The organism is Phocaeicola vulgatus ATCC 8482, assembly GCF_000012825.1.
GTDB classification, from domain to species: domain Bacteria; phylum Bacteroidota; class Bacteroidia; order Bacteroidales; family Bacteroidaceae; genus Phocaeicola; species Phocaeicola vulgatus.
This window is the reverse complement of record NC_009614.1, coordinates 2576561-2599630: the sequence shown is the minus strand read 5'-3', so window position 1 is coordinate 2599630 and position 23070 is coordinate 2576561. Positions and strand designations below refer to the sequence as shown.

Annotated in this window: 13 protein-coding genes, 2 tRNA genes and 3 rRNA genes; 4 read left to right on the top strand and 14 right to left on the bottom strand. The window is 42.1% G+C overall.

Annotated elements, in window-relative coordinates:
- Positions 1-41: 41 nt before the first annotated feature.
- The 12 genes from leuB to BVU_RS10120 form a co-directional block, all read right to left on the bottom strand.
- Positions 42-1103, bottom strand: a complete 1062-nt coding sequence (leuB, locus tag BVU_RS10180; RefSeq protein ID WP_005840846.1) for a 3-isopropylmalate dehydrogenase — start codon at positions 1101-1103, stop codon at positions 42-44.
- A 93-nt stretch (positions 1104-1196) separates the two neighbouring features.
- Positions 1197-2744, bottom strand: coding sequence for an alpha-isopropylmalate synthase regulatory domain-containing protein (locus tag BVU_RS10175; RefSeq protein ID WP_005840844.1), 1548 nt, complete (start codon positions 2742-2744; stop codon positions 1197-1199).
- The gene (leuD, locus tag BVU_RS10170; protein WP_005848913.1) at positions 2723-3319 is read right to left on the bottom strand and encodes a 3-isopropylmalate dehydratase small subunit; all 597 of its coding nucleotides are present in this window, start codon (positions 3317-3319) and stop codon (positions 2723-2725) included. Before leuD ends, BVU_RS10175 begins: the two co-directional genes overlap by 22 nt.
- A 13-nt stretch (positions 3320-3332) precedes the next feature.
- Entirely contained in the window at positions 3333-4715 is a 1383-nt protein-coding gene (leuC, locus tag BVU_RS10165; RefSeq protein WP_005840840.1) for a 3-isopropylmalate dehydratase large subunit, read from the bottom strand.
- Between the two features lie 17 nt (positions 4716-4732).
- Complete coding sequence (locus BVU_RS10160; RefSeq protein WP_005840837.1) at positions 4733-6229, bottom strand: 2-isopropylmalate synthase; 1497 nt, start codon at positions 6227-6229, stop codon at positions 4733-4735.
- Positions 6230-6872: 643 nt separating this feature from the next.
- Positions 6873-6983: ribosomal RNA gene (gene rrf, locus BVU_RS10155) — 5S ribosomal RNA — on the bottom strand.
- A gap of 78 nt (positions 6984-7061) precedes the next feature.
- Positions 7062-9950 (bottom strand): 23S ribosomal RNA (locus BVU_RS10150).
- 129 nt (positions 9951-10079) lie between these two features.
- Positions 10080-10153: transfer RNA gene (locus BVU_RS10145), tRNA-Ala, on the bottom strand.
- A 17-nt stretch (positions 10154-10170) separates the two neighbouring features.
- Positions 10171-10244, bottom strand: a tRNA-Ile gene (locus BVU_RS10140).
- Positions 10245-10379: 135 nt separating this feature from the next.
- Positions 10380-11907, bottom strand: a 16S ribosomal RNA gene (locus BVU_RS10135).
- The 16S, 23S and 5S rRNA genes sit together here with 2 tRNA genes alongside, the layout of an rRNA operon.
- A gap of 1337 nt (positions 11908-13244) precedes the next feature.
- Positions 13245-13439: an Arc family DNA-binding protein gene (locus tag BVU_RS10125; RefSeq protein ID WP_011965406.1), complete on the bottom strand. Its 195-nt coding sequence runs from the start codon at positions 13437-13439 to the stop codon at positions 13245-13247.
- An 8-nt stretch (positions 13440-13447) separates the two neighbouring features.
- On the bottom strand, positions 13448-14398 hold the full coding sequence (locus BVU_RS10120; RefSeq protein WP_005845921.1) for an SPFH domain-containing protein: 951 nt from the start codon (positions 14396-14398) through the stop codon (positions 13448-13450).
- Positions 14399-14969: 571 nt separating this feature from the next.
- On the opposite strand from BVU_RS10120, the gene BVU_RS10115 reads away from it, so the two are divergent.
- The 3 genes from BVU_RS10115 to BVU_RS10105 are packed head-to-tail and all read left to right on the top strand — an operon-like array spanning position 14970 to position 18473.
- Positions 14970-16970, top strand: coding sequence for an AAA family ATPase (locus BVU_RS10115; RefSeq protein WP_032946303.1), 2001 nt, complete (start codon positions 14970-14972; stop codon positions 16968-16970).
- Between the two features lie 6 nt (positions 16971-16976).
- The gene (locus BVU_RS10110; protein ID WP_005848917.1) at positions 16977-17591 is read left to right on the top strand and encodes an L-threonylcarbamoyladenylate synthase; all 615 of its coding nucleotides are present in this window, start codon (positions 16977-16979) and stop codon (positions 17589-17591) included.
- A 48-nt stretch (positions 17592-17639) separates the two neighbouring features.
- Positions 17640-18473, top strand: coding sequence for a mechanosensitive ion channel family protein (locus tag BVU_RS10105; RefSeq protein WP_011965404.1), 834 nt, complete (start codon positions 17640-17642; stop codon positions 18471-18473).
- A gap of 95 nt (positions 18474-18568) precedes the next feature.
- Here BVU_RS10105 and BVU_RS10100 read toward each other — a convergent pair whose 3' ends face one another.
- Both BVU_RS10100 and BVU_RS10095 read right to left on the bottom strand, forming a co-directional pair.
- Complete coding sequence (locus BVU_RS10100) at positions 18569-19756, bottom strand: FprA family A-type flavoprotein (RefSeq protein ID WP_005845911.1); 1188 nt, start codon at positions 19754-19756, stop codon at positions 18569-18571.
- Positions 19757-19771: 15 nt separating this feature from the next.
- On the bottom strand, positions 19772-20698 hold the full coding sequence (locus tag BVU_RS10095; protein WP_008667739.1) for a TIGR01212 family radical SAM protein: 927 nt from the start codon (positions 20696-20698) through the stop codon (positions 19772-19774).
- Positions 20699-20784: 86 nt separating this feature from the next.
- On the opposite strand from BVU_RS10095, the gene BVU_RS10090 reads away from it, so the two are divergent.
- Entirely contained in the window at positions 20785-22986 is a 2202-nt protein-coding gene (locus BVU_RS10090; RefSeq protein ID WP_011965402.1) for a S9 family peptidase, read from the top strand.
- Positions 22987-23070: the final 84 nt, after the last annotated feature.

Sequence of the window (23070 nt, the reverse complement as noted above, 5' to 3'; positions counted from 1 at the left end):
TGGCATTCACTTCTGATTCTCCGTAAAAAAACTATAAAATTCTATGCTTTCTTGATATAATCCACAATCCAGGAACCCACTTCCTTAGTACCATACTTGGCCCCACCTTCAACCTGAATTTCCGGAGTACGCACATTTTCATCCAAAGAAGCATCTACAGCCTTACGAATCAAGGTGCCTTCCTCCTTAAGATCAAAATACTCAAACAGCATGGCCACCGATAGGATTTGAGCCAATGGATTGGCAATATTCAATCCTTTAGCCTGTGGCCATGAACCGTGAATAGGTTCGAATACCGGAGTGCTTTCACCCGTAGAAGCAGAAGGAAGTAATCCCATAGAGCCACTGATAACAGAGCCTTCATCTGTCAGAATATCACCAAATGTATTCTCAGTCACCATCACGTCAAAGAAACAAGGATCCTGAAGCATCTTCATGGCAGCATTATCCACAAACATATAGTCTGTAGTCACTTCCGGATACTGAGGAGCCATCTCTTGTGCAATCTGCCTCCACAGACGTGAAGATGCCAGCACATTTGCCTTATCAACTACAGTAAGATGCTTACGGCGCTTCATGGCATATTCAAAAGCCACTTTTAAAATACGCTCAATCTCCGGACGGGTATACATATTGGTATCATATGCCTTATCATTATCCTGATATTTTTCACCGAAGTACATCCCTCCGGTCAGTTCACGAATACAGATAAAATCGGCATTTTCCACCAATTCGGCGCGCAACGGAGACTTATGAACCAAGCATTTGAAAGTCTGCACAGGACGGATATTGGCAAACAAACCTAATTTTTTACGCATAGCCAGCAAACCTTGCTCCGGACGAACCTTTGCTGTAGGATCATTATCAAATTTAGGGTCGCCTACAGCCGAGAAAAGCACTGCATCGGCATTCTTACAAGCCTGAAAAGTAGCTTCGGGAAACGGATCACCTACTTTATCTATCGCATCTGCACCACAGATCGCGTATTCATAACTTACTTTATGGCCAAACTTCTCACAAACAGCGTTCATCACATCAACGCCTTGCACTGAAATCTCCGGTCCGATACCGTCACCGGCTAAAACTGCAATTTTAAAATCCATTTTTTTAGTGATTAATGGTTAGCGGTCAGTGATTAATAGTTGGCGGTTAATGAAATCTGACGACACTGTTCATTAACCACTAACCACTAATCACTAACCATTATTATTTTCATATTCATTTTCTATTATATTCAGCATTTTCATGGTAGCCTTGATAGCAGCCTCCGTCTGGTCAGCATCCAGCCCACGAGTACGGAATACTTTTTCTTCAAAACTCCAAGTTATTACTGTTTGCACAAATGCATCTGTACGGCCCCCAGGAGGAATACTTACCGCATAATTGGTCAACATAGGGAATTTACGCCCTAATGTCACTTTATAAATTTTACGCAATGCACGCACAAAAGCGTCATACTGACCGTCACCGCTGGAATTCTCCTCAAACTCTTTTCCGTTAATCTCTATTTTTACAGTAGCCATCGGCTTCAATCCATGCGCCAGTGTCACAATATAACTTTTCAGTTTTACACTTTCGCTTACCACTCCATGCTTCAGCACATCGGAAACAATATAAGGCAAATCTTCCTGAGTAACCAATTCCTTCTTGTCACCCAGTTCGATAATACGTTCCGTTACCTTACGCATGGATTCTTCATCTAAATCAAGTCCCAAATCCTCCAGATTTTTACGGATATTGGCTTTGCCACTAGTCTTGCCCAACGCATACTCACGTTTACGTCCGAATCGTTCCGGCAACAAATCATTGCAATAAAGATTATTCTTGTTATCACCGTCGGCATGAACGCCGGCCACTTGCGTAAACACATTCTCACCCACAATCGGCTTGTTGGCAGGAATAACAATACCAGAATAAGATTCCACCACTCGGCTCACATCATTCAGACGGCTTTCGTCGATATTGGTCAAAGCATTAAAATGATCCTTCAGAATAGCTTGAACACTGGCAAGCGGTGCATTTCCTGCACGTTCCCCTAATCCATTGATAGTAGTATGAAGTCCTTTAACCCCACTCAGCACAGCAGCAAGTACATTACTCACAGCCAAGTCATAATCATTATGCGCATGGAAATCAAAATGAGTATGAGGATAACGTTTTTTCATCTTCCGCATGAATTCAATCACTTGCAAAGGATTCAAGATACCCAATGTATCCGGTAACATATACCGTTTGATACTGGTATCCTTCAATCCATCCATCAACTGGAATACATAGTCAGAAGAATCCTTCATTCCGTTACTCCAATCTTCCAGATATACATTAACTGCAATATCCAGTTCATCGGCATAACGCACCACATTCACAATATCTTCAATATGTTCTTCAGGTGTTTTCTTCAACTGCTGTGTACAATGTTTCAACGAACCTTTACACAATAAGTTAATTACCCTGCATCCTGTACGTTGTATCCAATCTACAGAAGTACGGCCATCCACAAATCCGAGCACCTCCACTTTGTGAAGCAAATTCCGGCGGGCAGCCCAGTCACATATCATTTTAACGGCTTCAAATTCGCCATCCGATACACGGGCCGAGGCAACCTCTACCCTGTCTACCTTTAAATCTTCCAATAGCAATCGGGCAATCATCAATTTTTCATGGGGCACAAAAGATACTCCGCTGGTTTGTTCACCATCGCGGAGTGTTGTATCCATGATTTCTATTTTGACGCTTTTTCCCATGCTTCTATCTTGTCTTTGTTGGTCAGCAAAAAGTCGATATCATCCAATCCGTTCATCAAACAATGTTTCTTGTATGCATTAATTTCAAAATGTTCGCTTTTACCTGTAGCCTTATTGGTTATAGTCTGTTCGGGCAGATTTACTTCCACTTCCATTTTCGGATCTGCATGAATTGAATCAAAAAGTTCCTTCAAAAATCCTTCACTCACCACCACCGGAAGTACAAAATTATTTAATTCATTATTCTTATGAATATCAGCAAAGAAACTGGACACAACTACCCGGAAACCATATCCGGCGATAGCCCATGCTGCATGTTCACGGCTGGAACCAGAACCGAAATTCTTTCCCGCTACAAGGATTTGTCCACCGTAAGTAGGATTATTCAATACAAAATCCTTGTTCAGAGAACCATCCGGATTGTAGCGCCAGTCACGGAACAGATTATCACCAAAGAATTTCTCTTCACGAGTTGTCGCCTTTAAGAAACGGGCCGGAATAATTTGGTCTGTGTCCACATTCTCTAAAGGAAGGGGTACGCAAGTGCTTGTTATGATATTGAATTTCTGTTTCATTGTCTTCGCATTTTTAAATTAGTTCTCTAGGATCTGTTATTACACCGGTCACCGCCGCAGCAGCAGCTACCAGCGGACTGGCAAGCAACGTGCGAGCACCCGGTCCCTGGCGTCCTTCAAAATTACGGTTACTAGTAGATACCGAATACTTTCCGGCCGGAATCTTATCATCATTCATAGCCAGACAAGCAGAACATCCCGGTTGACGGATGGCAAAACCTGCCTCCTCCAAGATTTTGTCCAAACCTTCTTCACGAATCTGTGCATCTACCATCCATGATCCCGGAACCAGCCATGCAGTCACATGATCTGCTTTCTTTTTCCCTCTTACTAAAGAGGTAAAGGCGCGGAAGTCCTCAATTCGTCCGTTAGTGCAAGCACCCAAAAATACATAATCAATTTTCTTACCTAGCAAGGATTCGCCCGGCTGAAAGCCCATATAGTCCAAAGACTTTTTAAAAGAAGCACTTTTATCATCTACCGGAATATGCTCAGTGATTCCCATACCCATTCCTGGATTCGTTCCGTATGTAATCATCGGCTGAATATCTGCTGCATCAAAACGAATTTCTTTATCAAATACAGCATCATCATCACTCTTTAATGTTTTCCAATGAGACACCGCTTTATCCCAATCCACACCTTTCGGAGCATGTTCCCTGCCTTTTATATATTCAAAAGTCACTTCATCAGGAGCAACCATGCCACCACGTGCCCCCATTTCAATACTCAGATTACATAAAGTCAGACGACCTTCCATACTCAAGTTACGGACAGCCGAACCGGCATATTCCACGAAGAATCCAGTAGCACCACTGGTTGTCATCTTAGACATCATATAGAGAGCCATGTCTTTCGCCGTCACTCCTTTACCCAGTTCACCATCAATAGTGATACGCATGGTTTTCGGACGAGATTGTAAGATACATTGTGAAGCCAACACCATTTCTACTTCACTGGTTCCAATACCGAAAGCAACAGCTCCCATCGCACCATGGGTAGAAGTATGCGAGTCACCACAAACAATTGTCATCCCCGGCAAAGTCAGCCCTCTTTCCGGACCTACTACATGAATAATACCATTTCTTTTATCCATCATACCGAAATGAGCCAAGCCGAAATCTTTGGCATTCTTTGCCAAAGTATCCACCTGTGTTTTGGAAACCGGATCCTCAATCGGTTTATCCTGGTCATGTGTCGGAGTATTGTGATCCGGCATACAATATACATGATCCGGACGAAAGACTTTCACCCCGCGTGCGCGCAGTCCCGCAAAAGCCTGCGGACTAGTTACTTCATGACAATAAAGCCTGTCTATATAAAGTTGAGTAGGTCCCTCCTCAACCTTTTGTACCACATGGGCGTCCCAAATCTTATCAAATAATGTGTTAGCCATTTTTGTATTACGTATTATTATCTTTTAAACTTGTTGATACAATCAATATATGCTTCTACTGATGCAGCGATAATATCTGTATTCGCTCCGAAACCATAGTACATCTGTCCGTCATATTCCACCTGCATATGTACTTTACCCATATCATCACTACCTTTACTGATAGCCTGGATCGTAAATTCCTTCAACACCATGTGGCGGTCAATAATTTTTTTCAAAGCCTTGATAGCAGCATCTACCGGTCCATTTCCACTGGCAGCAGCTTCAAAGTGCTCTCCTGCAATATTCAGTCCTAAACTTGCCACCGAACGAACGCCCACTCCGCTTGTTACCTGCAAGTAATCCAATTTTATATGGTTATTAACACTTCTATCGGCACCTGCCAATACCAAAATATCATCATCCGTGATATCTTTCTTCTTATCAGCCAGTTTTAAGAAATCCTCATATACCTTATCCAATTTGTCCTGTTCCAGTTCTACTCCCAAAACATGAAGACGATGTTTTAACGCAGCACGTCCGCTACGAGCAGTCAAAACAATAGCATTATCATCAATGCCCACATCCTTCGGGTCGATAATTTCGTATGTTTGTACGTTTTTTAAAACACCATCTTGATGGATACCGGATGAATGTGCAAAAGCATTGCGTCCCACAATTGCCTTGTTCGGCTGAACCGGCATATTCATCAAACTTGATACCATACGACTAGTCGGATAAATCTTCTGGGTATTGATGTTTGTCTGAATATTAATATCATTATGGCATTTGACAATCATTGCCACCTCTTCCAAGGAAGTGTTACCGGCACGTTCTCCAATGCCATTGATAGTCACTTCTACCTGACGTGCTCCATTTAACACACCACTAATCGTATTGGCAGTAGCCATACCCAAATCATTATGACAATGAGTAGAAATAATAGCCTTATCGATACCATCTACATGATCTACCAAATATTTAATTTTCGCCCCATACTCTTCAGGCAAGCAATAACCTGTAGTATCAGGTATATTCACCACTGTCGCTCCCGCTTTAATAACAGCTTCTACCACACGAGCCAAGTATTCATTATCCGTACGTCCTGCATCTTCCGCATAAAATTCCACATCATCTACATAACGACGTGCATATTTCACAGCAGCCACAGCACGTTCAATAATTTCTTCACGAGTAGAATTGAATTTATATTTGATATGAGAATCTGAAGTTCCAATGCCAGTATGGATACGTTTGTGCTTGGCAAACTTCAATGCGTCAGCAGCTACGTCGATATCTTTTTCAACTGCACGAGTCAGCGCACAAATGGTTGGCCAAGTAACAGCCTTAGAAATTTCAATTACTGAATTGAAATCACCCGGACTTGAAATAGGAAATCCTGCCTCAATCACATCCACTCCCAAAGCTTCCAACTGCTTAGCCACCTGAATCTTTTCCACTGTATTCAACTGACATCCCGGAACCTGTTCGCCATCACGAAGAGTGGTATCAAAAATAAATAATCTGTCACTCATAAATTTCAATTTTATATTTTACTATTATTATATTCATAAAAAAAACCTTTCACACAGGGAAGTGAGAAAGGCTTTCGTATATCATTGTTCACACATACTTTTATGCACAACACTCACTTCCCGCTGACTTTGCCAGTAGAATAATAATGCCGCATAGCAAAATATGTATAAATCCTTGGTTCATTGTTTATCTCTTATTTTATCTAAAACGTTGCAAAGGTAGAGATTATTTTCTAAACGCAAAATAAAAATGAAAGTTTTTTCATTATATAAACTACGATTTTTTATTTATTCTACTTTTAGAGTAACAGTTTATAGGAATATATATCTACAAGTATCTCTATAGAAGTGTATCTGCAAAGATATAGATCACTTTAGATATAGAAGCAAATTGAATACTCACTTTATGAACATCTCCCCCTACAGAGCAAAACTTCCGGACCTGCCCCTGCCGGAGAAAAGACATGGCGGAGCCTTCCAGACAGTTCCGTGGGAAACGTATCCACACCCACGGGAAAGATAAGGTTTTTAACTAATTCCCCCAAGTTTTCAAACTGAGCCGAAAAAACGGTAGAGGTCACATTTCACACGTGCGGATACAAAAAAGCCTCCGGAACTTCTTCAAGTCCGGAGGCTTCAATCAAAACGGCGGCTACCTACTCTCCCACTGTGACGCAGTACCATCGGCGTGACAAGGCTTAACTTCTCTGTTCGGAATGGGAAGAGGTGGAACCCTTGTGCTATAGCCACCTGAATAAGGTTGACATATTGTTGAGCTGTTATCGTAATTTCATTCTGTAGTAAAAACCAAAGGTATACACCATCCGACATATAAGGAAAGTGAACGGGCAATTAGTAATGCTCGGCTTTGATGTCTCCATCTTTACACCTGCATCCTATCAACGTCGTAGTCTACAACGACCCTGAGAAATCTAATCTTGTGGCCGGCTTCGTACTTAGATGCTTTCAGCACTTATCCGATCCAGACTTAGATACCCGGCAATGCACCTGGCGGCACAACCGGCAAACCAGAGGTCTGTCCAACACGGTCCTCTCGTACTAGTGTCAGAGCCACGCAAATTTCATACGCCCACGATAGATAGAGACCGAACTGTCTCACGACGTTCTGAACCCAGCTCGCGTGCCACTTTAATGGGCGAACAGCCCAACCCTTGGGACCTTCTCCAGCCCCAGGATGTGACGAGCCGACATCGAGGTGCCAAACCACTCCGTCGATATGAGCTCTTGGGAGGGATCAGCCTGTTATCCCCGGAGTACCTTTTATCCTTTGAGCGATGTCCCTTCCATACGGAAACACCGGATCACTATGCTCTAGTTTCCTACCTGATCGACTTGTCAGTCTCCCAGTCAAGCGCCCTTATGCCATTACACTCTAAGGCCGGTTACCAATCGGCCGGAGGGCACCTTTAGAAGCCTCCGTTACGCTTTTGGAGGCGACCACCCCAGTCAAACTACCCACCAATCAATGTCCCCGTATCCACGGGTTAGAATCCAAACAAATAAAGGGTCGTATTTCAACAGCGGCTCCACAAATACTGGCGTACCTGCTTCAAAGCCTCCGACCTATCCTACACATCACGTGCCCAGATTCAATGATAAGCTATAGTAAAGGTTCACGGGGTCTTTTCGTCCCATCGCGGGTAATCGGCATCTTCACCGATACTACAATTTCACTGAGCTCACGGTTGAGACAGCGTCCAGATCATTACACCATTCGTGCAGGTCGGAACTTACCCGACAAGGAATTTCGCTACCTTAGGACCGTTATAGTTACGGCCGCCGTTTACTGGGGCTTCAATTCAACGCTTCTCTTATCGATGACATCTCCTCTTAACCTTCCAGCACCGGGCAGGTGTCAGGCTGTATACTGGATCTTTCGATTTGGCACAGCCCTGTGTTTTTGTTAAACAGTTGCCTGGACCGATTCTCTGCGCCCTCCCATAAAAGGGTAGGGACCCTTTATCCCGAAGTTACAGGGTCAGTTTGCCTAGTTCCTTAACCGTGAATCACTCAAGCGCCTTAGAATATTCATCCCGACTACGTGTGTCCGTTTGCGGTACGGGTACCTCCAGGATTAAGTTTAGCGGATTTTCTCGGCAGCATGCTTACGCGCACTATTGCCTTGTCCCGAAGGACGCGGCATACTATCAGGTTCGGATCTCATGGTGGATTTGCCTGCCATGATCGACTCCTACACCCTTCAACCATCTATTCCGTCAGATGGCGGCACTGTCACTACTGCGTCTCCACGTCACTCCTGAAGGTAGTAACGGAATATTAACCGTTTCTGCCATCGGCATCGCCGTTCGGCTGAGCCTTAGGACCCGACTGACCCTGATCCGATTAGCGTTGATCAGGAAACCTTAGTCTTTCGGCGAGGGGGTTTCCCGCCCCCTTTATCGTTACTTATACCTACATTTGCTTTTCCAGACGCTCCAGAATACCTCACGGTACGCCTTCGACGCTGACTGGAATGCTCCCCTACCGATCATATAAATGATCCCACTGCTTCGGTAGACAACTTCATACCCGATTATTATCCACGCCCGACTCCTCGACTAGTGAGCTGTTACGCACTCTTTAAATGAATGGCTGCTTCCAAGCCAACATCCTAGCTGTCTTAGCAGTCAGACTTCGTTAGTTTAACTTAGCTGTCATTTCGGGACCTTAGCAGGTGGTCCGGATTCTTCTCCTCTCGGGCACGGACCTTAGCACCCATGCCCTCACTCCTGCGGTAGAACTGATGCGCATTCGGAGTTTGTCAAGACTTGATAGGCGGTGAAGCCCTCGCATCTTATCAGTCGCTCTACCTCACATCAGTAACCCGCAAGGCTGCACCTAAATGCATTTCGGGGAGTACGAGCTATCTCCAAGTTTGATTAGCCTTTCACCCCTACCCTCAGCTCATCCAGAAGCTTTTCAACGCTTATTGGTGCGGTCCTCCAGCTGGTGTTACCCAGCCTTCAACCTGGCCAAGGGTAGATCACTTGGTTTCGCGTCTGCCACTGCCGACTATACGCCCTCTTCAGACTCGCTTTCGCTTCGGATACGTGTGTCGTCACACTTAACCTTGCCGGCAAAGGCAACTCGTAGGTTCATTATGCAAAAGGCACGCCGTCACTCATTAACGAGCTCCGACCGCTTGTAGGCGCACGGTTTCAGGAACTATTTCACTCTTCTGTTCGAAGTGCTTTTCACCTTTCCCTCACGGTACTGGTTCGCTATCGGTCTCTCGGGAGTATTTAGCCTTACCGGATGGTCCCGGCAGATTCACGCAGAATTCCTCGTGCTCCGCGCTACTCAGGATACTACTATGCTTCGACAACATTCGAATACGCAACTGTCATGCTCTATGGTCTTTCTTTCCAGAAAGTTCTTCTCTGATGTCTTCATGCAACGGCGTAGTCCTACAACCCCACCCATGCCGTAACATGGATGGTTTGGGCTGTTCCCCGTTCGCTCGCCACTACTGGGGGAATCATTGTTTATTTTCTTTTCCTGCAGGTACTAAGATGTTTCAGTTCCCTGCGTTAGCCTCTTACATAGTAAGATAATACCTCTTCAAGATATTGGGTTGTCCCATTCGGAAATCTCTGGATCAAAGGTCATTTGCACCTCCCCAAAGCTTATCGCAGCTTATCACGTCCTTCATCGCCTCCGAGAGCCAAGGCATCCGCCATGCGCCCTTCTTTACTTTCCTTATCCATTCGCTCACACTTGCGTGCCAGCGGGATGATATATACTTTCAGCTCTTTACTACTAAAATTACTGTTTGCTTGTACAATATGTCATAGATCGTTCATCTTCGTTTCTTACGTTTCCGATGGAGTGGAGAATAACGGATTCGAACCGTTGACCCTCTGCGTGCAAGGCAGATGCTCTAGCCAGCTGAGCTAATCCCCCGAACTTGATTCCGTTCGTAGTCCCAGGCAGAGTTGAACTGCCGACCTCTACATTATCAGTGTAGCGCTCTAACCAACTGAGCTATAGGACTAAGTTCAACCTAGTCTGTTTAATTAGACCCGGCTTCTTACTTTCTCTCTTCCGTATCATTACGGAATCATATCTTGAAATAAACAACACCAGCAGTACAAGAACAAAAACCTTATCGATCTTTCGTCCTCTCCAGAAAGGAGGTGTTCCAGCCGCACCTTCCGGTACGGCTACCTTGTTACGACTTAGCCCCAGTCACCAGTTTTACCCTAGGGCGCTCCTCGCGGTTACGCACTTCAGGTACCCCCGGCTCCCATGGCTTGACGGGCGGTGTGTACAAGGCCCGGGAACGTATTCACCGCGCCGTGGCTGATGCGCGATTACTAGCGAATCCAGCTTCGTGGAGTCGGGTTGCAGACTCCAGTCCGAACTGAGAGAGGTTTTGGGGATTGGCATCCACTCGCGTGGTAGCGGCCCTCTGTACCCCCCATTGTAACACGTGTGTAGCCCCGGACGTAAGGGCCGTGCTGATTTGACGTCATCCCCACCTTCCTCACATCTTACGATGGCAGTCTTGTCAGAGTCCTCAGCAAAACCTGTTAGTAACTGACAACAAGGGTTGCGCTCGTTATGGCACTTAAGCCGACACCTCACGGCACGAGCTGACGACAACCATGCAGCACCTTCACAGATGCCTTGCGGCTTACGGCTTTCACCGTAATTCATCTGCAATTTAAGCCCGGGTAAGGTTCCTCGCGTATCATCGAATTAAACCACATGTTCCTCCGCTTGTGCGGGCCCCCGTCAATTCCTTTGAGTTTCACCGTTGCCGGCGTACTCCCCAGGTGGAATACTTAACGCTTTCGCTTGGCCGCTTGCAGTATATCGCAAACAGCGAGTATTCATCGTTTACCGTGTGGACTACCAGGGTATCTAATCCTGTTTGATACCCACACTTTCGAGCCTCAATGTCAGTTGCAGCTTAGCAGGCTGCCTTCGCAATCGGAGTTCTTCGTGATATCTAAGCATTTCACCGCTACACCACGAATTCCGCCTGCCTCAACTGCACTCAAGATATCCAGTATCAACTGCAATTTTACGGTTGAGCCGCAAACTTTCACAACTGACTTAAATATCCATCTACGCTCCCTTTAAACCCAATAAATCCGGATAACGCTCGGATCCTCCGTATTACCGCGGCTGCTGGCACGGAGTTAGCCGATCCTTATTCATAAAGTACATGCAAACGGGTATCCATACCCGACTTTATTCCTTTATAAAAGAAGTTTACAACCCATAGGGCAGTCATCCTTCACGCTACTTGGCTGGTTCAGGCTCTCGCCCATTGACCAATATTCCTCACTGCTGCCTCCCGTAGGAGTTTGGACCGTGTCTCAGTTCCAATGTGGGGGACCTTCCTCTCAGAACCCCTATCCATCGAAGACTAGGTGGGCCGTTACCCCGCCTACTATCTAATGGAACGCATCCCCATCGTCTACCGGAATACCTTTAATCATGTGAACATGCGGACTCATGATGCCATCTTGTATTAATCTTCCTTTCAGAAGGCTGTCCAAGAGTAGACGGCAGGTTGGATACGTGTTACTCACCCGTGCGCCGGTCGCCATCGGCCTTAGCAAGCTAAGACCATGCTGCCCCTCGACTTGCATGTGTTAAGCCTGTAGCTAGCGTTCATCCTGAGCCAGGATCAAACTCTTCATTGTAATAATATCTTTTTCCAACTATTCAGTTGATAATCTGCTCAAGGATTCCAAATCTATCAATATCAATATTGACGGTTCTTGTTTTTTCCGTACACCATATATATATATTACATATAGTGCACCGGCTTGTACTACTTGTTTGTTTATCTTAAATCTTTCAAAGAACTCATTCACGTCTATTTCCGTTTTTTCTCGGAAATGTTTTGCAAAGATAAAGCGTTTATTTCAAACTACCAAAAAAACATCGAACTTTTTTAAAACTTTTTTGTTTCATCTATGTTCTTCAAATCATCTTGTCAGTTTTAAACTTACCTCTCTTGCTAAGCGGATGCAAAAGTAGTTGATTTCATTTCTTTATCCAAATATATCTACTGTTTTTTCTATTTTTTTTGTGATTATATTTATAAACATCTGATTTACAGATTATACGTAATGTTTATTTCGATAATCCATTTTACAATATCAAAAAGTATACACCATATTATATTATCGCGCGCGACAGACTAAAATGAATATTGGGTAAACATCGGCTCACCTGCAAAATCATAGGAAGGGGGGCGCTCTTAAAGTATCATTTTCTTCTTCGAACAATTTCCGAAAGTCTTCTTGACGCATCATTCAAAAAAAGTTGGGAGCATTTATGCCCTCATGACCTCACTTCGTACACAACAAACTCATTATAAGCAACTTATGTAGTTATAGTAAAAATTATTGCCCTCACTTATACCCTATGCCCTCACTACGTTTTGAAGCTGATTTCTGTATAACATGCTTACTTTCAGTTATATAAACTTCTTTTTTAGACTATTCCAACTTGATGTAAAATAGGGTGTTCTCGTTTTTTTGCTCGCAAACAGTGTGCATATCTCCACGAAATATAATAGTATCCCCGGTAGTGGTAAAAAGGCCAAGACACTTTTAAAAAAGCCCGTTATCTTTTCAAAAAAGCTCTTGTTCTTTTTTGAAAAGCTCTTGATCTTTTTTAAAAGTGTCCTTATCTTTTGGAAGAGAATAATTTCACAGATGTCTACCGAGATTTTGTTGACAACTTCTATTGTTATTACTCGCTTCTTTTAGCTACAAAATTAATGAACATCGAGCCTTTTGAAGTTATGAAAAGTAACGCAATACATTGAAAGAAAAATCATTTACCATTTTCTGACTATCCGCATTTGCAAAACAACGGGTAAGTAACGGAATTCGCAGAAAAATATGCTCCATAATACTCGATTTACCTACCGCCAGCCAAGATAAAAGTCCATAACTATTTGATTATTAATCATTTTTCTACTTTTACAAACAGTAGGAAACACTTTGTTTCCATTAGATAAACTGTATCATTCTGTTTCTTCCTTTTTGATTATTGTCTTCTTTTTCTTCATTCTGCCACTCTTGCGCAAAGCTTCCGCTATAATCCATTGAAGCTGTCCATTCGTGGAACGGAATTCATCCGCCGCCCATTTCTCGATAGCTTCCATGATTTCCGCGTCCACTCTGAGCACAAAGCTTTTTATCGTTTCTTTCTTTGCCATCTCCTACACTAATGATTCAACGTTCCGGAATTAATTACCGGCTGTGCCGGCTCGTCCGCACAAAGTACCACCAACAAATTACTGACCATAGCGGCTTTTTTTTCTTCATCCAGTTCTACAATTCCATCCTCGGCTAATTTATCCAAAGCCATTTTAACCATAGAAACAGCCCCCTCCACTATTTTTTCGCGCGCGGTAATAATAGCACTTGCCTGCTGACGACGAAGCATCACCGCTGCAATCTCCGGAGCATAAGCCAAATAATTGATTCTGGCCTCTACTATTTCCATACCTGCCATAGCCAGACGCTCATTAAGCTGACGTTCCAGCTGGTCATTAATCTCCTCACCTCCGCCACGCAAGGTCAGCTCATTCGTATCATGCTCATTGTCATCGTAAGCATACTGTCCGGCCACCTGGCGGAGGGCCGCATCACTCTGCACACGTACAAAATCCTCAAAGGCATTCATACGCCCTGCCACGCTGACACTTGCCGTCCCTGTCCCTTTACTGTCCGCCATCGTCTGCGCGTCAATCTCAAACATCGCCTTATAAGTATCTTTCAATTTCCAGACCAAAACCAGCCCTATCAGAATAGGATTGCCAATCTTATCATTCACCTTTATCGGCTCCACATCCAGATTACGGGCGCGAAGAGACAACTTCTTCTTGTTCATGAAAGGGTTTACCCAAAAGAAGCCTGTGTTTTTAAAAGTGCCTTTATATTCACCGAAAAACACCATCACACGTGCCTCATTAGGTTCTTGAGAAAAATATCCCGGAAGCATCAGCACAAACAACAATACCAGCATAAACAAAACAGGAATAGATAACCAAGGTAGTTGCCCAAAAATCAAAAAGTTCAGGAATACTAGTGCAGGCAACATAACCAAGTTAAAAAACAAAGCCATAAACCCATTAATTACCAGCTCATTGTAAGACATTTCTTTTGTTTCCATAATGATTTATTTTTGATATTATTATGATATCACAAATCAAACAATACTTCTTGAGATAAACAAACTGATTTATATGTTATACGACAGAAGCAAACAAAATATTCACCAAAATGCAATAAGAAACTCCTACTTTTTTTGACCTAAATCAATAAAATTGAGATATCGATTAAAAATATGCTGTAAAACATATATTATAACGAACAAACTCCTTATCTTTGTGTTGTAAAACATAAAAAGATATTTTTTTAGTAGCTACTAAGGTAAAAAGAAAGATTGTTTAAAGAAGGCCAACCGGGAGGTGCGCCTGCTATTTATGAGTGTTTTTAGGTATTAATTAAAAAAAGAAAGGATAACATTATGAAAAAGGTAAAAAACATTTTTCACAAAATTGCTAACGCTGATCCTATGATTTGGGGTTACGTTATGTTGAACGAAACAAAGTAAATTAGAACCAATACAGGGCAACCCCCTGTAGGACTATAAAAAAGGACGGTTATTTAACCGTCTTTTTTATGCCCTTTTACGGGATTTCCACTATCTTTGTCCATTCATTTTCAAACGTATGGACAAAATGCAAGTAGACACCCATAATAAAGAGTTTCAAGATGCCTTGAACCTTATCCAATATACACGTCAGTCAGTATTCCTCACTGGAAAGGCGGGTACAGGTAAATCTACTTTTCTAAAATATGTTTGCGAAGTAACCAAAAAGAAACATATAGTACTGGCTCCCACAGGTATTGCAGCTATCAATGCCGGCGGAAGCACACTGCATAGTTTTTTCAAATTACCATTCTATCCACTTTTACCGGATGATCCTAAATTCAGTTTGAAAGATGGAAAGTTACATAGCTTTCTAAAATATACTTCCGCTCATCGAAAACTGATAAAAGAAGTAGAATTAGTGATCATCGATGAAATTTCCATGGTTCGGGCAGACATTATTGACTTTATAGACAAAATATTGCGGGTATATTCACAAAATATGCGTGAACCATTCGGAGGCAAGCAAATATTGCTGGTAGGAGATGTTTTTCAACTTGAACCAGTCATTAAAAATGACGAACGTGAGATAATCAACCGCTTCTATCCCACCCCTTATTTCTTTTCGGCACGGGTCTTTCAGGAAATGGAGCTGGTATCCATAGAACTGACAAAAGTATACCGCCAGTCGGACAAAATTTTTGTTAACGTATTGGATCATATCCGGACCAATACTGCCGGAGCAGCCGACTTGCAACTACTGAACACCCGTTACAACACTCACATAGAAGAAAATGAAAGTGATATGTATATCACACTTGCTACCCGGAGAGACACCGTAGACTTTATCAATGAAAAGAAATTATCTGAACTACCTGGAGAATCAACGATTCTGACCGGTGAGATACACGGAGAATTTCCAGAAAGCAGCCTTCCCACCCAAATGGAACTGGAAGTAAAACCAGGAGCACAAATTATTTTTATAAAAAACGATTACGACCACCGTTGGGTGAACGGTACGATTGGCACCATTTCAGGTATAGACGAAGGGGATACATTATATGTTATCACAGAAGACGGACAGGAATTTGACGTTAAAAAAGACAGTTGGCGCAATATACGATATAAATATAATGAACTAGAAAAAAAAATAGAAGAAGAAGAATTAGGAGTATTTATACAATATCCTATCCGTTTGGCATGGGCCATCACGATACACAAAAGCCAAGGATTGACTTTCAGCAGGGTCGTTATTGATTTTACAGGAGGGGTGTTTGCCGGTGGACAAGCCTACGTAGCATTGAGCCGCTGTACTTCACTAGACGGCATCCAACTAAAAAAGCAAATTACACGTGGAGATATCTTTGTCCGCCCGGAAATAGTAAAGTTCTCGCAACGATTCAATAACCGCCAGTCCATTGAAAAAGCATTGAAGCAGGCACAAGCTGATGTACAATATGTAGAAGCGGTACAACACTTCGACAAAGGTGATTTTGAAAGATTTCTAGAACAATTCTTTCTTGCCATCCATTCACGTTATGATATCGAAAAGCCTTTGATCAAAAGATTTATACGTAAGAAGCTGGGAATCATCAACAATTTGAAAGTCGAAAACAAACGGCTAAAAGACCAATTCCATGTACAACGCAAAAATCTTGAAAAATATGCCCGCGAATATTATTTAATGGGAAATGAATGTATCATCCAGGCACATGATTCACGTGCTGCTATTGCCAATTATGACAAAGCGATTGAATTGAATCCTTCTTATACGGACGCTTGGATACGTAAAGGTATCACATTACATAATGACAAGGAATACTACGAAGCCGAAGTTTGTCTGAATGAAGCGGTACGCCTTAGTCCCGCTTTATTCAAAGCTATTTACAATCGAGGAAAAAACAGACTGGCATTAGATAATATAGAAGGAGCTTTGGGAGATTTTGACCGGGCTGTTTCTTTAAAGCCGGAACATCCGAAGGCCCATGAATATTTCGGAGACGCATTGATGAGAATCGGAAAAGAAGAGGAAGCCGCCCTACAATGGGCTATTGCGGAACGCTTGCGTGAAAAAAAATCTAAAAATTAAAATAACATGCTTTTAAGACTTTATAATAAGAATAATAATCCCAAAGATCTGGAAGAAGTAATCCGGATATTGGAAGAGGGAGGGTTAATTATTTACCCTACCGATACGATGTATGCCATAGGATGTCATGGTCTGAAAGAACGTGCAATAGAACGTATCTGCAAACTGAAAAACATTGATCCACGTAAAAACAATTTATCCATTATCTGTTACGACTTAAGCAATATCAGCGAATATGCCAAAGTAGACAACAGCACATTCAAGCTAATGAAACGCAATCTTCCCGGACCGTTCACTTTTATCCTGAATACGGGAAACCGTCTGCCCAAAATATTCAAGAACCGTAAAGAAGTAGGTATACGCGTACCAGACAACAACATCATCAGGGAAATATGCCATATACTAAAAGCACCAATCATGACCACCACGTTGCCTCTGAAAGACGGCGAAGACATAGAATATATTACCACTCCAGAACTGATAGAAGAAAAATTCGGCAAAGAGGTAGAACTAATTATTGATGGAGGTATCGGAAGCATAGAACCTTCTACCATTGTGAACTGTACAAACGGAGAAGCAGAAATTGTACGTCAAGGTAAAGGTATTCTGAACGATTTTTAATCTGAATTGTTTTATATATTAGAAATGTCAAATTAAAGTAAATTTATCATGTTATTAGCATCTGAAACAAGTATTCAATTAACCAATGCATTAGAGAAACTTATCGACTCCGGCATTCAATTAGGAGAAAGAGTATTAGGAGCACTTATTATTTTTATAATCGGAAAGTTCCTCGTAAATTGGCTGAATAGACTTTTTGCACGTATTTTGGAAAAAAGAAAAGTGGACCCGAGTATCCAGTCATTCCTAAAGAGTATGGTGAATATCTTACTGCTCATCATGCTGATTCTTGCTGTGATAGGGAAATTAGGTATCGAGCTGACAGGATTCGCCGCACTTCTCGCTTCTGCCGGTGTTGCCATCGGTATGGCACTGTCTGGTAACTTACAAAATTTTGCCGGTGGACTGATTATCTTATTGTTCAGGCCTTATAAAGTGGGGGACTTTATCGAAGCTTCTACCGGTGCCTCGGGAACAGTAAAAGAAATACAGATTTTTCATACTATTCTTATCACTGCAGACAACAAGATGATATATGTACCTAATGGAGCCATGAGTAGTGGGGTCATTACAAATTACAGCAAACTGGACACCCGCCGTATAGAATGGAATTTTGGCGTGGACTACGGAGAAGACTATAATAAAGTAGAAAAAGTATTGCGCGAAATCATTGCCAATGATAAACGTATTCTCACCAGTCCTGCCCCTTTTATTGAATTAGGAGAACTTGCCGCCAGCAGTGTAAATATAAAAATCCGCGTATGGGTGAATAGTTCGGATTACTGGAACGTATTTTTCAGTATGAATCAGACTGTCTATACTATTTTTAATAAAGAAGGAATTAACTTCCCATTCCCACAGCTTACTGTACATCAAGCCTAACGTCAGAAATCTTTAGAACACGAATGACGCAATTGTCACAAGCTTGATCTTATCAATCATGTGTCATTTGCGTCATTTGTATGCTATCACAAGATTTATTTTCTATCCGCTTTCAAACGATCAGCCATAGCCTTAGCCAACTCCTTTGCCTGAGTGTTAGTTTCGGCCTTCATGCTATGTTTCATTTCTACAGGATTTCCGACAGGCTCAAATTTCAACTTATCATTAAACTCTGCAATTTTCTTCACAGCAGCGCTAGCCCATGTAAATGAGCCAAAATATCCCAGATAACGTCCCTTTATCTCGCGAGAAGCCAGCTTGCTCAGCAGAGCTTCCATTTCCGGATACATCTGAGTATTATAAGTGGGGCATCCCACAATCAGTCCTTTATATTTGAATACATCCGCAATAATAAAAGAATGACTGGTATGAGAAACATTATGCATCACGATATTACGAATTCCCTGCTTGCTCAGTTCTTCTGCAATAGCTTCTGCCACCTCCTCTGTATTACCATACATCGAGCCATAAGCTATTACAACCCCTTCTTCGGCCTCATAACGACTCAAACGGTCATAAATACGTACCACACGAGGAATTTCCTCTGTCCATACCGGACCATGAGTAGAACAAACAGTCGTTATTTTCAAGTTTTGCAATTTCTGTAAGGCCTTCTGCACCGGCGCACCATATTTGCCTACAATATTAGAATAATAGCGCACCATTTCATTCCAATAAATATCTGTATTAATATTTGTATCAACCACACCACCATTCAATGCACCAAAACAACCGAAAGCGTCACCGGAAAACAAAATACCTTCCGTTTCATCAAAAGTAACCATCGTTTCGGGCCAGTGAACCATCGGAATCAATGAAAAGCGCAGTCTATGATGTCCCAAAGCTAGAAAATCTCCTTCACCCACTACATAACGCTCACCGCCTACACCATAATACCCTTCAATCATTTCGAAAGTCTTCTTGTTACCGACAATCACAATGTTAGGATAATATTGCTTGATCAAACTGATAGAACCGGAATGGTCTGGTTCCATATGATTTATAATCAAATAATTGATAGGTTTATCACCGATAATGCTACGAATTTTCTTCAAATAAACCTCAAAATAGCATACGTCTACTGTATCCACCAAAGCGACCATCTCGTCGTCAATCAAATAAGAGTTATAAGACACACCGTAAGGTAACGGCCACAAGTTCTCAAACAAAGCCTTGTTACGGTCATTCACTCCCACATAATGTACTTTTCCTTTGATTTCCATATCTGTTTTCTTCTTTTAATATTTATAGTATTTGCCTTGCCAGGCATCTTTTTCTCTCATCCGTTTTTTCACCTTATCCGTAAATTCATAATTTTTCAATCCCCAATCAGGAGCTATCAACAATTCTTTAGGTGATTGGGAAACAAAACGCTCCAGTACGATGTCCGGACGAAGATGTTCTATATAATCAATAACCAAATCAACATATTCATCAGCTGTATAAAGATGGAAAGCTTCAGGCTCTTTCACATATTCACTCGCCATGCGCGTACCTTTAATAAGTTGTAACTGATGCAGCTTTAAAGTAGTCAGAGGTAATTGTGAAAGTACTCCTGCCTGTCTGATTAACATTTCTCTTTCTTCTCCGGGCAAACCAAGAATTATATGCCCTCCTACTAAAATCCCTCTCTCTGCAGTCTTCCGAACAGCCTCCGCAGAAACGGCGAAAGTATGTCCCCGGTTTATCCGGCGCAACGTTTCATCATCCGTACTTTCAATGCCATACTCCACTAATACAAAAGTGCGTTTACCAAGATCTTCCAAATAATCCAATAATGATATCGGCATACAGTCCGGACGAGTTCCTATCACCAGTCCTACCACATCCTCTACCATCAGCGCCTCTTCGTATTTTCTTTTCAACTCTTCCAGTTCCCCATACGTATTGGTATAAGCCTGAAAATAGGCCAGATATTTCATTTCCGGATATTTGCGTACAAAGAACCGCTTTCCTTCTTCCAACTGCTGAGCAACAGACTTTCCCGTATGGCAATAGGCCGGATTAAATGTTTGATTATTACAATAAGTGCAACCTCCGTATCCTACCGAGCCGTCACGGTTAGGACAAGTAAATCCGGCATTAATAGAAATCTTCTGCACTTTACAAGGAAAGTGCATAGCTAAAAAGCCGGATAAGTCGTTATAAAGCATCTCTCTGTTCATGAACTTATTTTGCGGGACAAAGATACGTATTTTCAAACAAAAGTTTTACCTTTGTCTTTGATTATCATTTAAAGAATTTATCTATTATGAGAAAATTAAGTATATTTATTATTTTATTCTTCTGCTTGCTGACAGTCGGAGCTCAACAAGTAAGCTTGCAAGACGTAGCAAACAGAACGTATCATGCCGAAGGAATCAGAGGTATCAAACCGATGTTGGATGGAGAACATTATACCCAAATGAGTGCCGATGGCAAAAAAATCATACAGTATTCTTTCAAGACCGGCAAAGAAACAGGTACCATCTTCGATGTAAATACGGCCCGTGACTGTAGCATCAAGTCATTTGATGACTATATCATGTCACCCGATGAAAAACTGATTCTAATACAGACTGAAACCAAACCTATTTATCGTCGTTCGTTTACCGCCAATTACTATATTTTCAACGTAAAAAACAATAAAATGGAACCGCTCTCAGAAAACGGTCCACAACAGGTTCCTTTATTCTCGCCGGATGGCAATCAGATAGCTTTTGTACGTGATAATAATATCTATCTGGTAAAATTATTGTTTGGCAACAGTGAATCACAAGTAACCAAAGACGGCAAATTCAACGAAGTGCTAAATGGTATTCCCGACTGGGTATATGAAGAGGAATTCGGCTTCAACCGTGCTTTCGACTTCAGTGCAGACAGCCAGATGCTTGCCTATATCCGTTTTGATGAGAGTCAAGTACCTATGTATTCTTTTCCACTATACAAAGGTATGGTTCCCGCATTAGAGAAATTCAGCACTTATCCGGGAGAATATGAATACAAATACCCTATGCCAGGAATTGACAATTCCAAAGTAACCGTTCATACTTTTGATATAAAAAGTAAGGTAACCCGCAAGATGGACTTGCCTCTAGATGCAGACGGTTATATCCCTCGCATCAAGTTTACGGATGATGAAAATGCGTTGGCAATCACGACTTTGAACCGTCATCAAAACCGTTTCGACCTCTATTTTGCCAATCCACGAAGTACATTGTGTAAACTGATGGTACGTGATGAAGCTCCCCAATACATTAAAGAAGAAGCCTACTCCAACATCGTTTTCTATCCAAAAAACTTTGTGGTGATGAGTGAAAAAGACGGTTATAACCATCTCTATCTTTACACTAGCGGAGGAAACCTGGTTAAGCAAATCACAAAAGGGAACTTCGAAGTGAAAGATTTCCTGGGATGGGATGAAGCTACCAACACATTCTATTTTGAAAGCAATGAAGGTAGTCCGCTACGCACCGCTATCTACAAAGTGGACGGCAAAGGTAAAAAGACCAAACTATCCAAACAGGAAGGAACTCATAAAGCTATTTTCAGTAACAATATGAAGTATTACATCAATACTTTCTCTAATATCAACACCCCTCCTGTCATTACCCTTAATGACAATAATGGTAAAGAATTGGCAACCTTAGTAGATAATAACACATTGAAACACCAAGTTTCACGTCTGAATATGCCAAATAAAGAACTATTTAGTTTCAAGACCAATGACGGTGTGGAATTGAATGGTTGGATAATGAAACCCGCAAATTTCAATCCGAACAAAAAATATCCTGTTATCATGCACCAATATAGTGGACCGGGTTCACAAGAAGTTGCAGACAAATGGGGAATTGGAGCCCGTAGAGATGGCGGCATGTTCGAAGCTTATATGGCCGGTCAAGGCTTCATCATGGCTTGTGTAGACGGACGCGGAACCGGTGGCCGAGGGTCTGATTTTGAAAAATGCACCTACTTGAGTTTAGGAGTAAAAGAATCGAAAGATCAAGTAGAAGCCGCCAAATACTTAAGTACACTACCCTATGTAGATGGTAACCGTATCGGTATATGGGGATGGAGCTATGGAGGTTACAATACATTAATGTCCATGAGTGAAGGAACACCGATATTCAAAGCTGGAGTAGCTGTTGCAGCTCCTACAGACTGGCGTTTCTACGATTCGGTATATACAGAGCGCTTCATGCGTACCCCCAAAGAAAACATGGAAGGTTACAATGCTGCATCTGCTATTAACCGTGCCAACAAACTGAACGGTGAATTGTTGCTGATCCACGGCACAGCAGATGATAATGTACACTTACGTAACAACGCAGAATACAGTGAAGCATTGGTACAGGCCGACAAGCAATTTGACATGCAAATCTATACCAACCGCAACCATGGAATCAGTGGAGGCAACACAACTAAACATTTACTGACTCGCGTAGCCAATTTCTTTATTGATAATTTAAAATAAAAAACCATTCACCACAGATTATACAATTTTACATAAAAACCGAATGAAAACAATTTGCATTGGTATAATCTGTGGTGAATTATA

Bases quoted from the DNA above. Each gene is read 5' to 3' on its own strand.
- leuD (WP_005848913.1), bottom strand. From the start codon at position 3,319: ATGAAACAGAAATTCAATATCATAACAAGCACTTGCGTACCCCTTCCT.
- BVU_RS10090 (WP_011965402.1), top strand. From the start codon at position 20,785: ATGAGAAAATTAAGTATATTTATTATTTTATTCTTCTGCTTGCTGACA.
- BVU_RS10120 (WP_005845921.1), bottom strand. From the start codon at position 14,398: ATGGAAACAAAAGAAATGTCTTACAATGAGCTGGTAATTAATGGGTTT.
- leuC (WP_005840840.1), bottom strand. From the start codon at position 4,715: ATGGCTAACACATTATTTGATAAGATTTGGGACGCCCATGTGGTACAA.
- BVU_RS10125 (WP_011965406.1), bottom strand. From the start codon at position 13,439: ATGGCAAAGAAAGAAACGATAAAAAGCTTTGTGCTCAGAGTGGACGCG.
- leuB (WP_005840846.1), bottom strand. From the start codon at position 1,103: ATGGATTTTAAAATTGCAGTTTTAGCCGGTGACGGTATCGGACCGGAG.
- BVU_RS10100 (WP_005845911.1), bottom strand. From the start codon at position 19,756: ATGGAAATCAAAGGAAAAGTACATTATGTGGGAGTGAATGACCGTAAC.
- BVU_RS10095 (WP_008667739.1), bottom strand. From the start codon at position 20,698: ATGAACAGAGAGATGCTTTATAACGACTTATCCGGCTTTTTAGCTATG.
- BVU_RS10105 (WP_011965404.1), top strand. From the start codon at position 17,640: ATGTTATTAGCATCTGAAACAAGTATTCAATTAACCAATGCATTAGAG.
- BVU_RS10110 (WP_005848917.1), top strand. From the start codon at position 16,977: ATGCTTTTAAGACTTTATAATAAGAATAATAATCCCAAAGATCTGGAA.
- BVU_RS10115 (WP_032946303.1), top strand. From the start codon at position 14,970: ATGCAAGTAGACACCCATAATAAAGAGTTTCAAGATGCCTTGAACCTT.
- BVU_RS10175 (WP_005840844.1), bottom strand. From the start codon at position 2,744: ATGGGAAAAAGCGTCAAAATAGAAATCATGGATACAACACTCCGCGAT.
- BVU_RS10160 (WP_005840837.1), bottom strand. From the start codon at position 6,229: ATGAGTGACAGATTATTTATTTTTGATACCACTCTTCGTGATGGCGAA.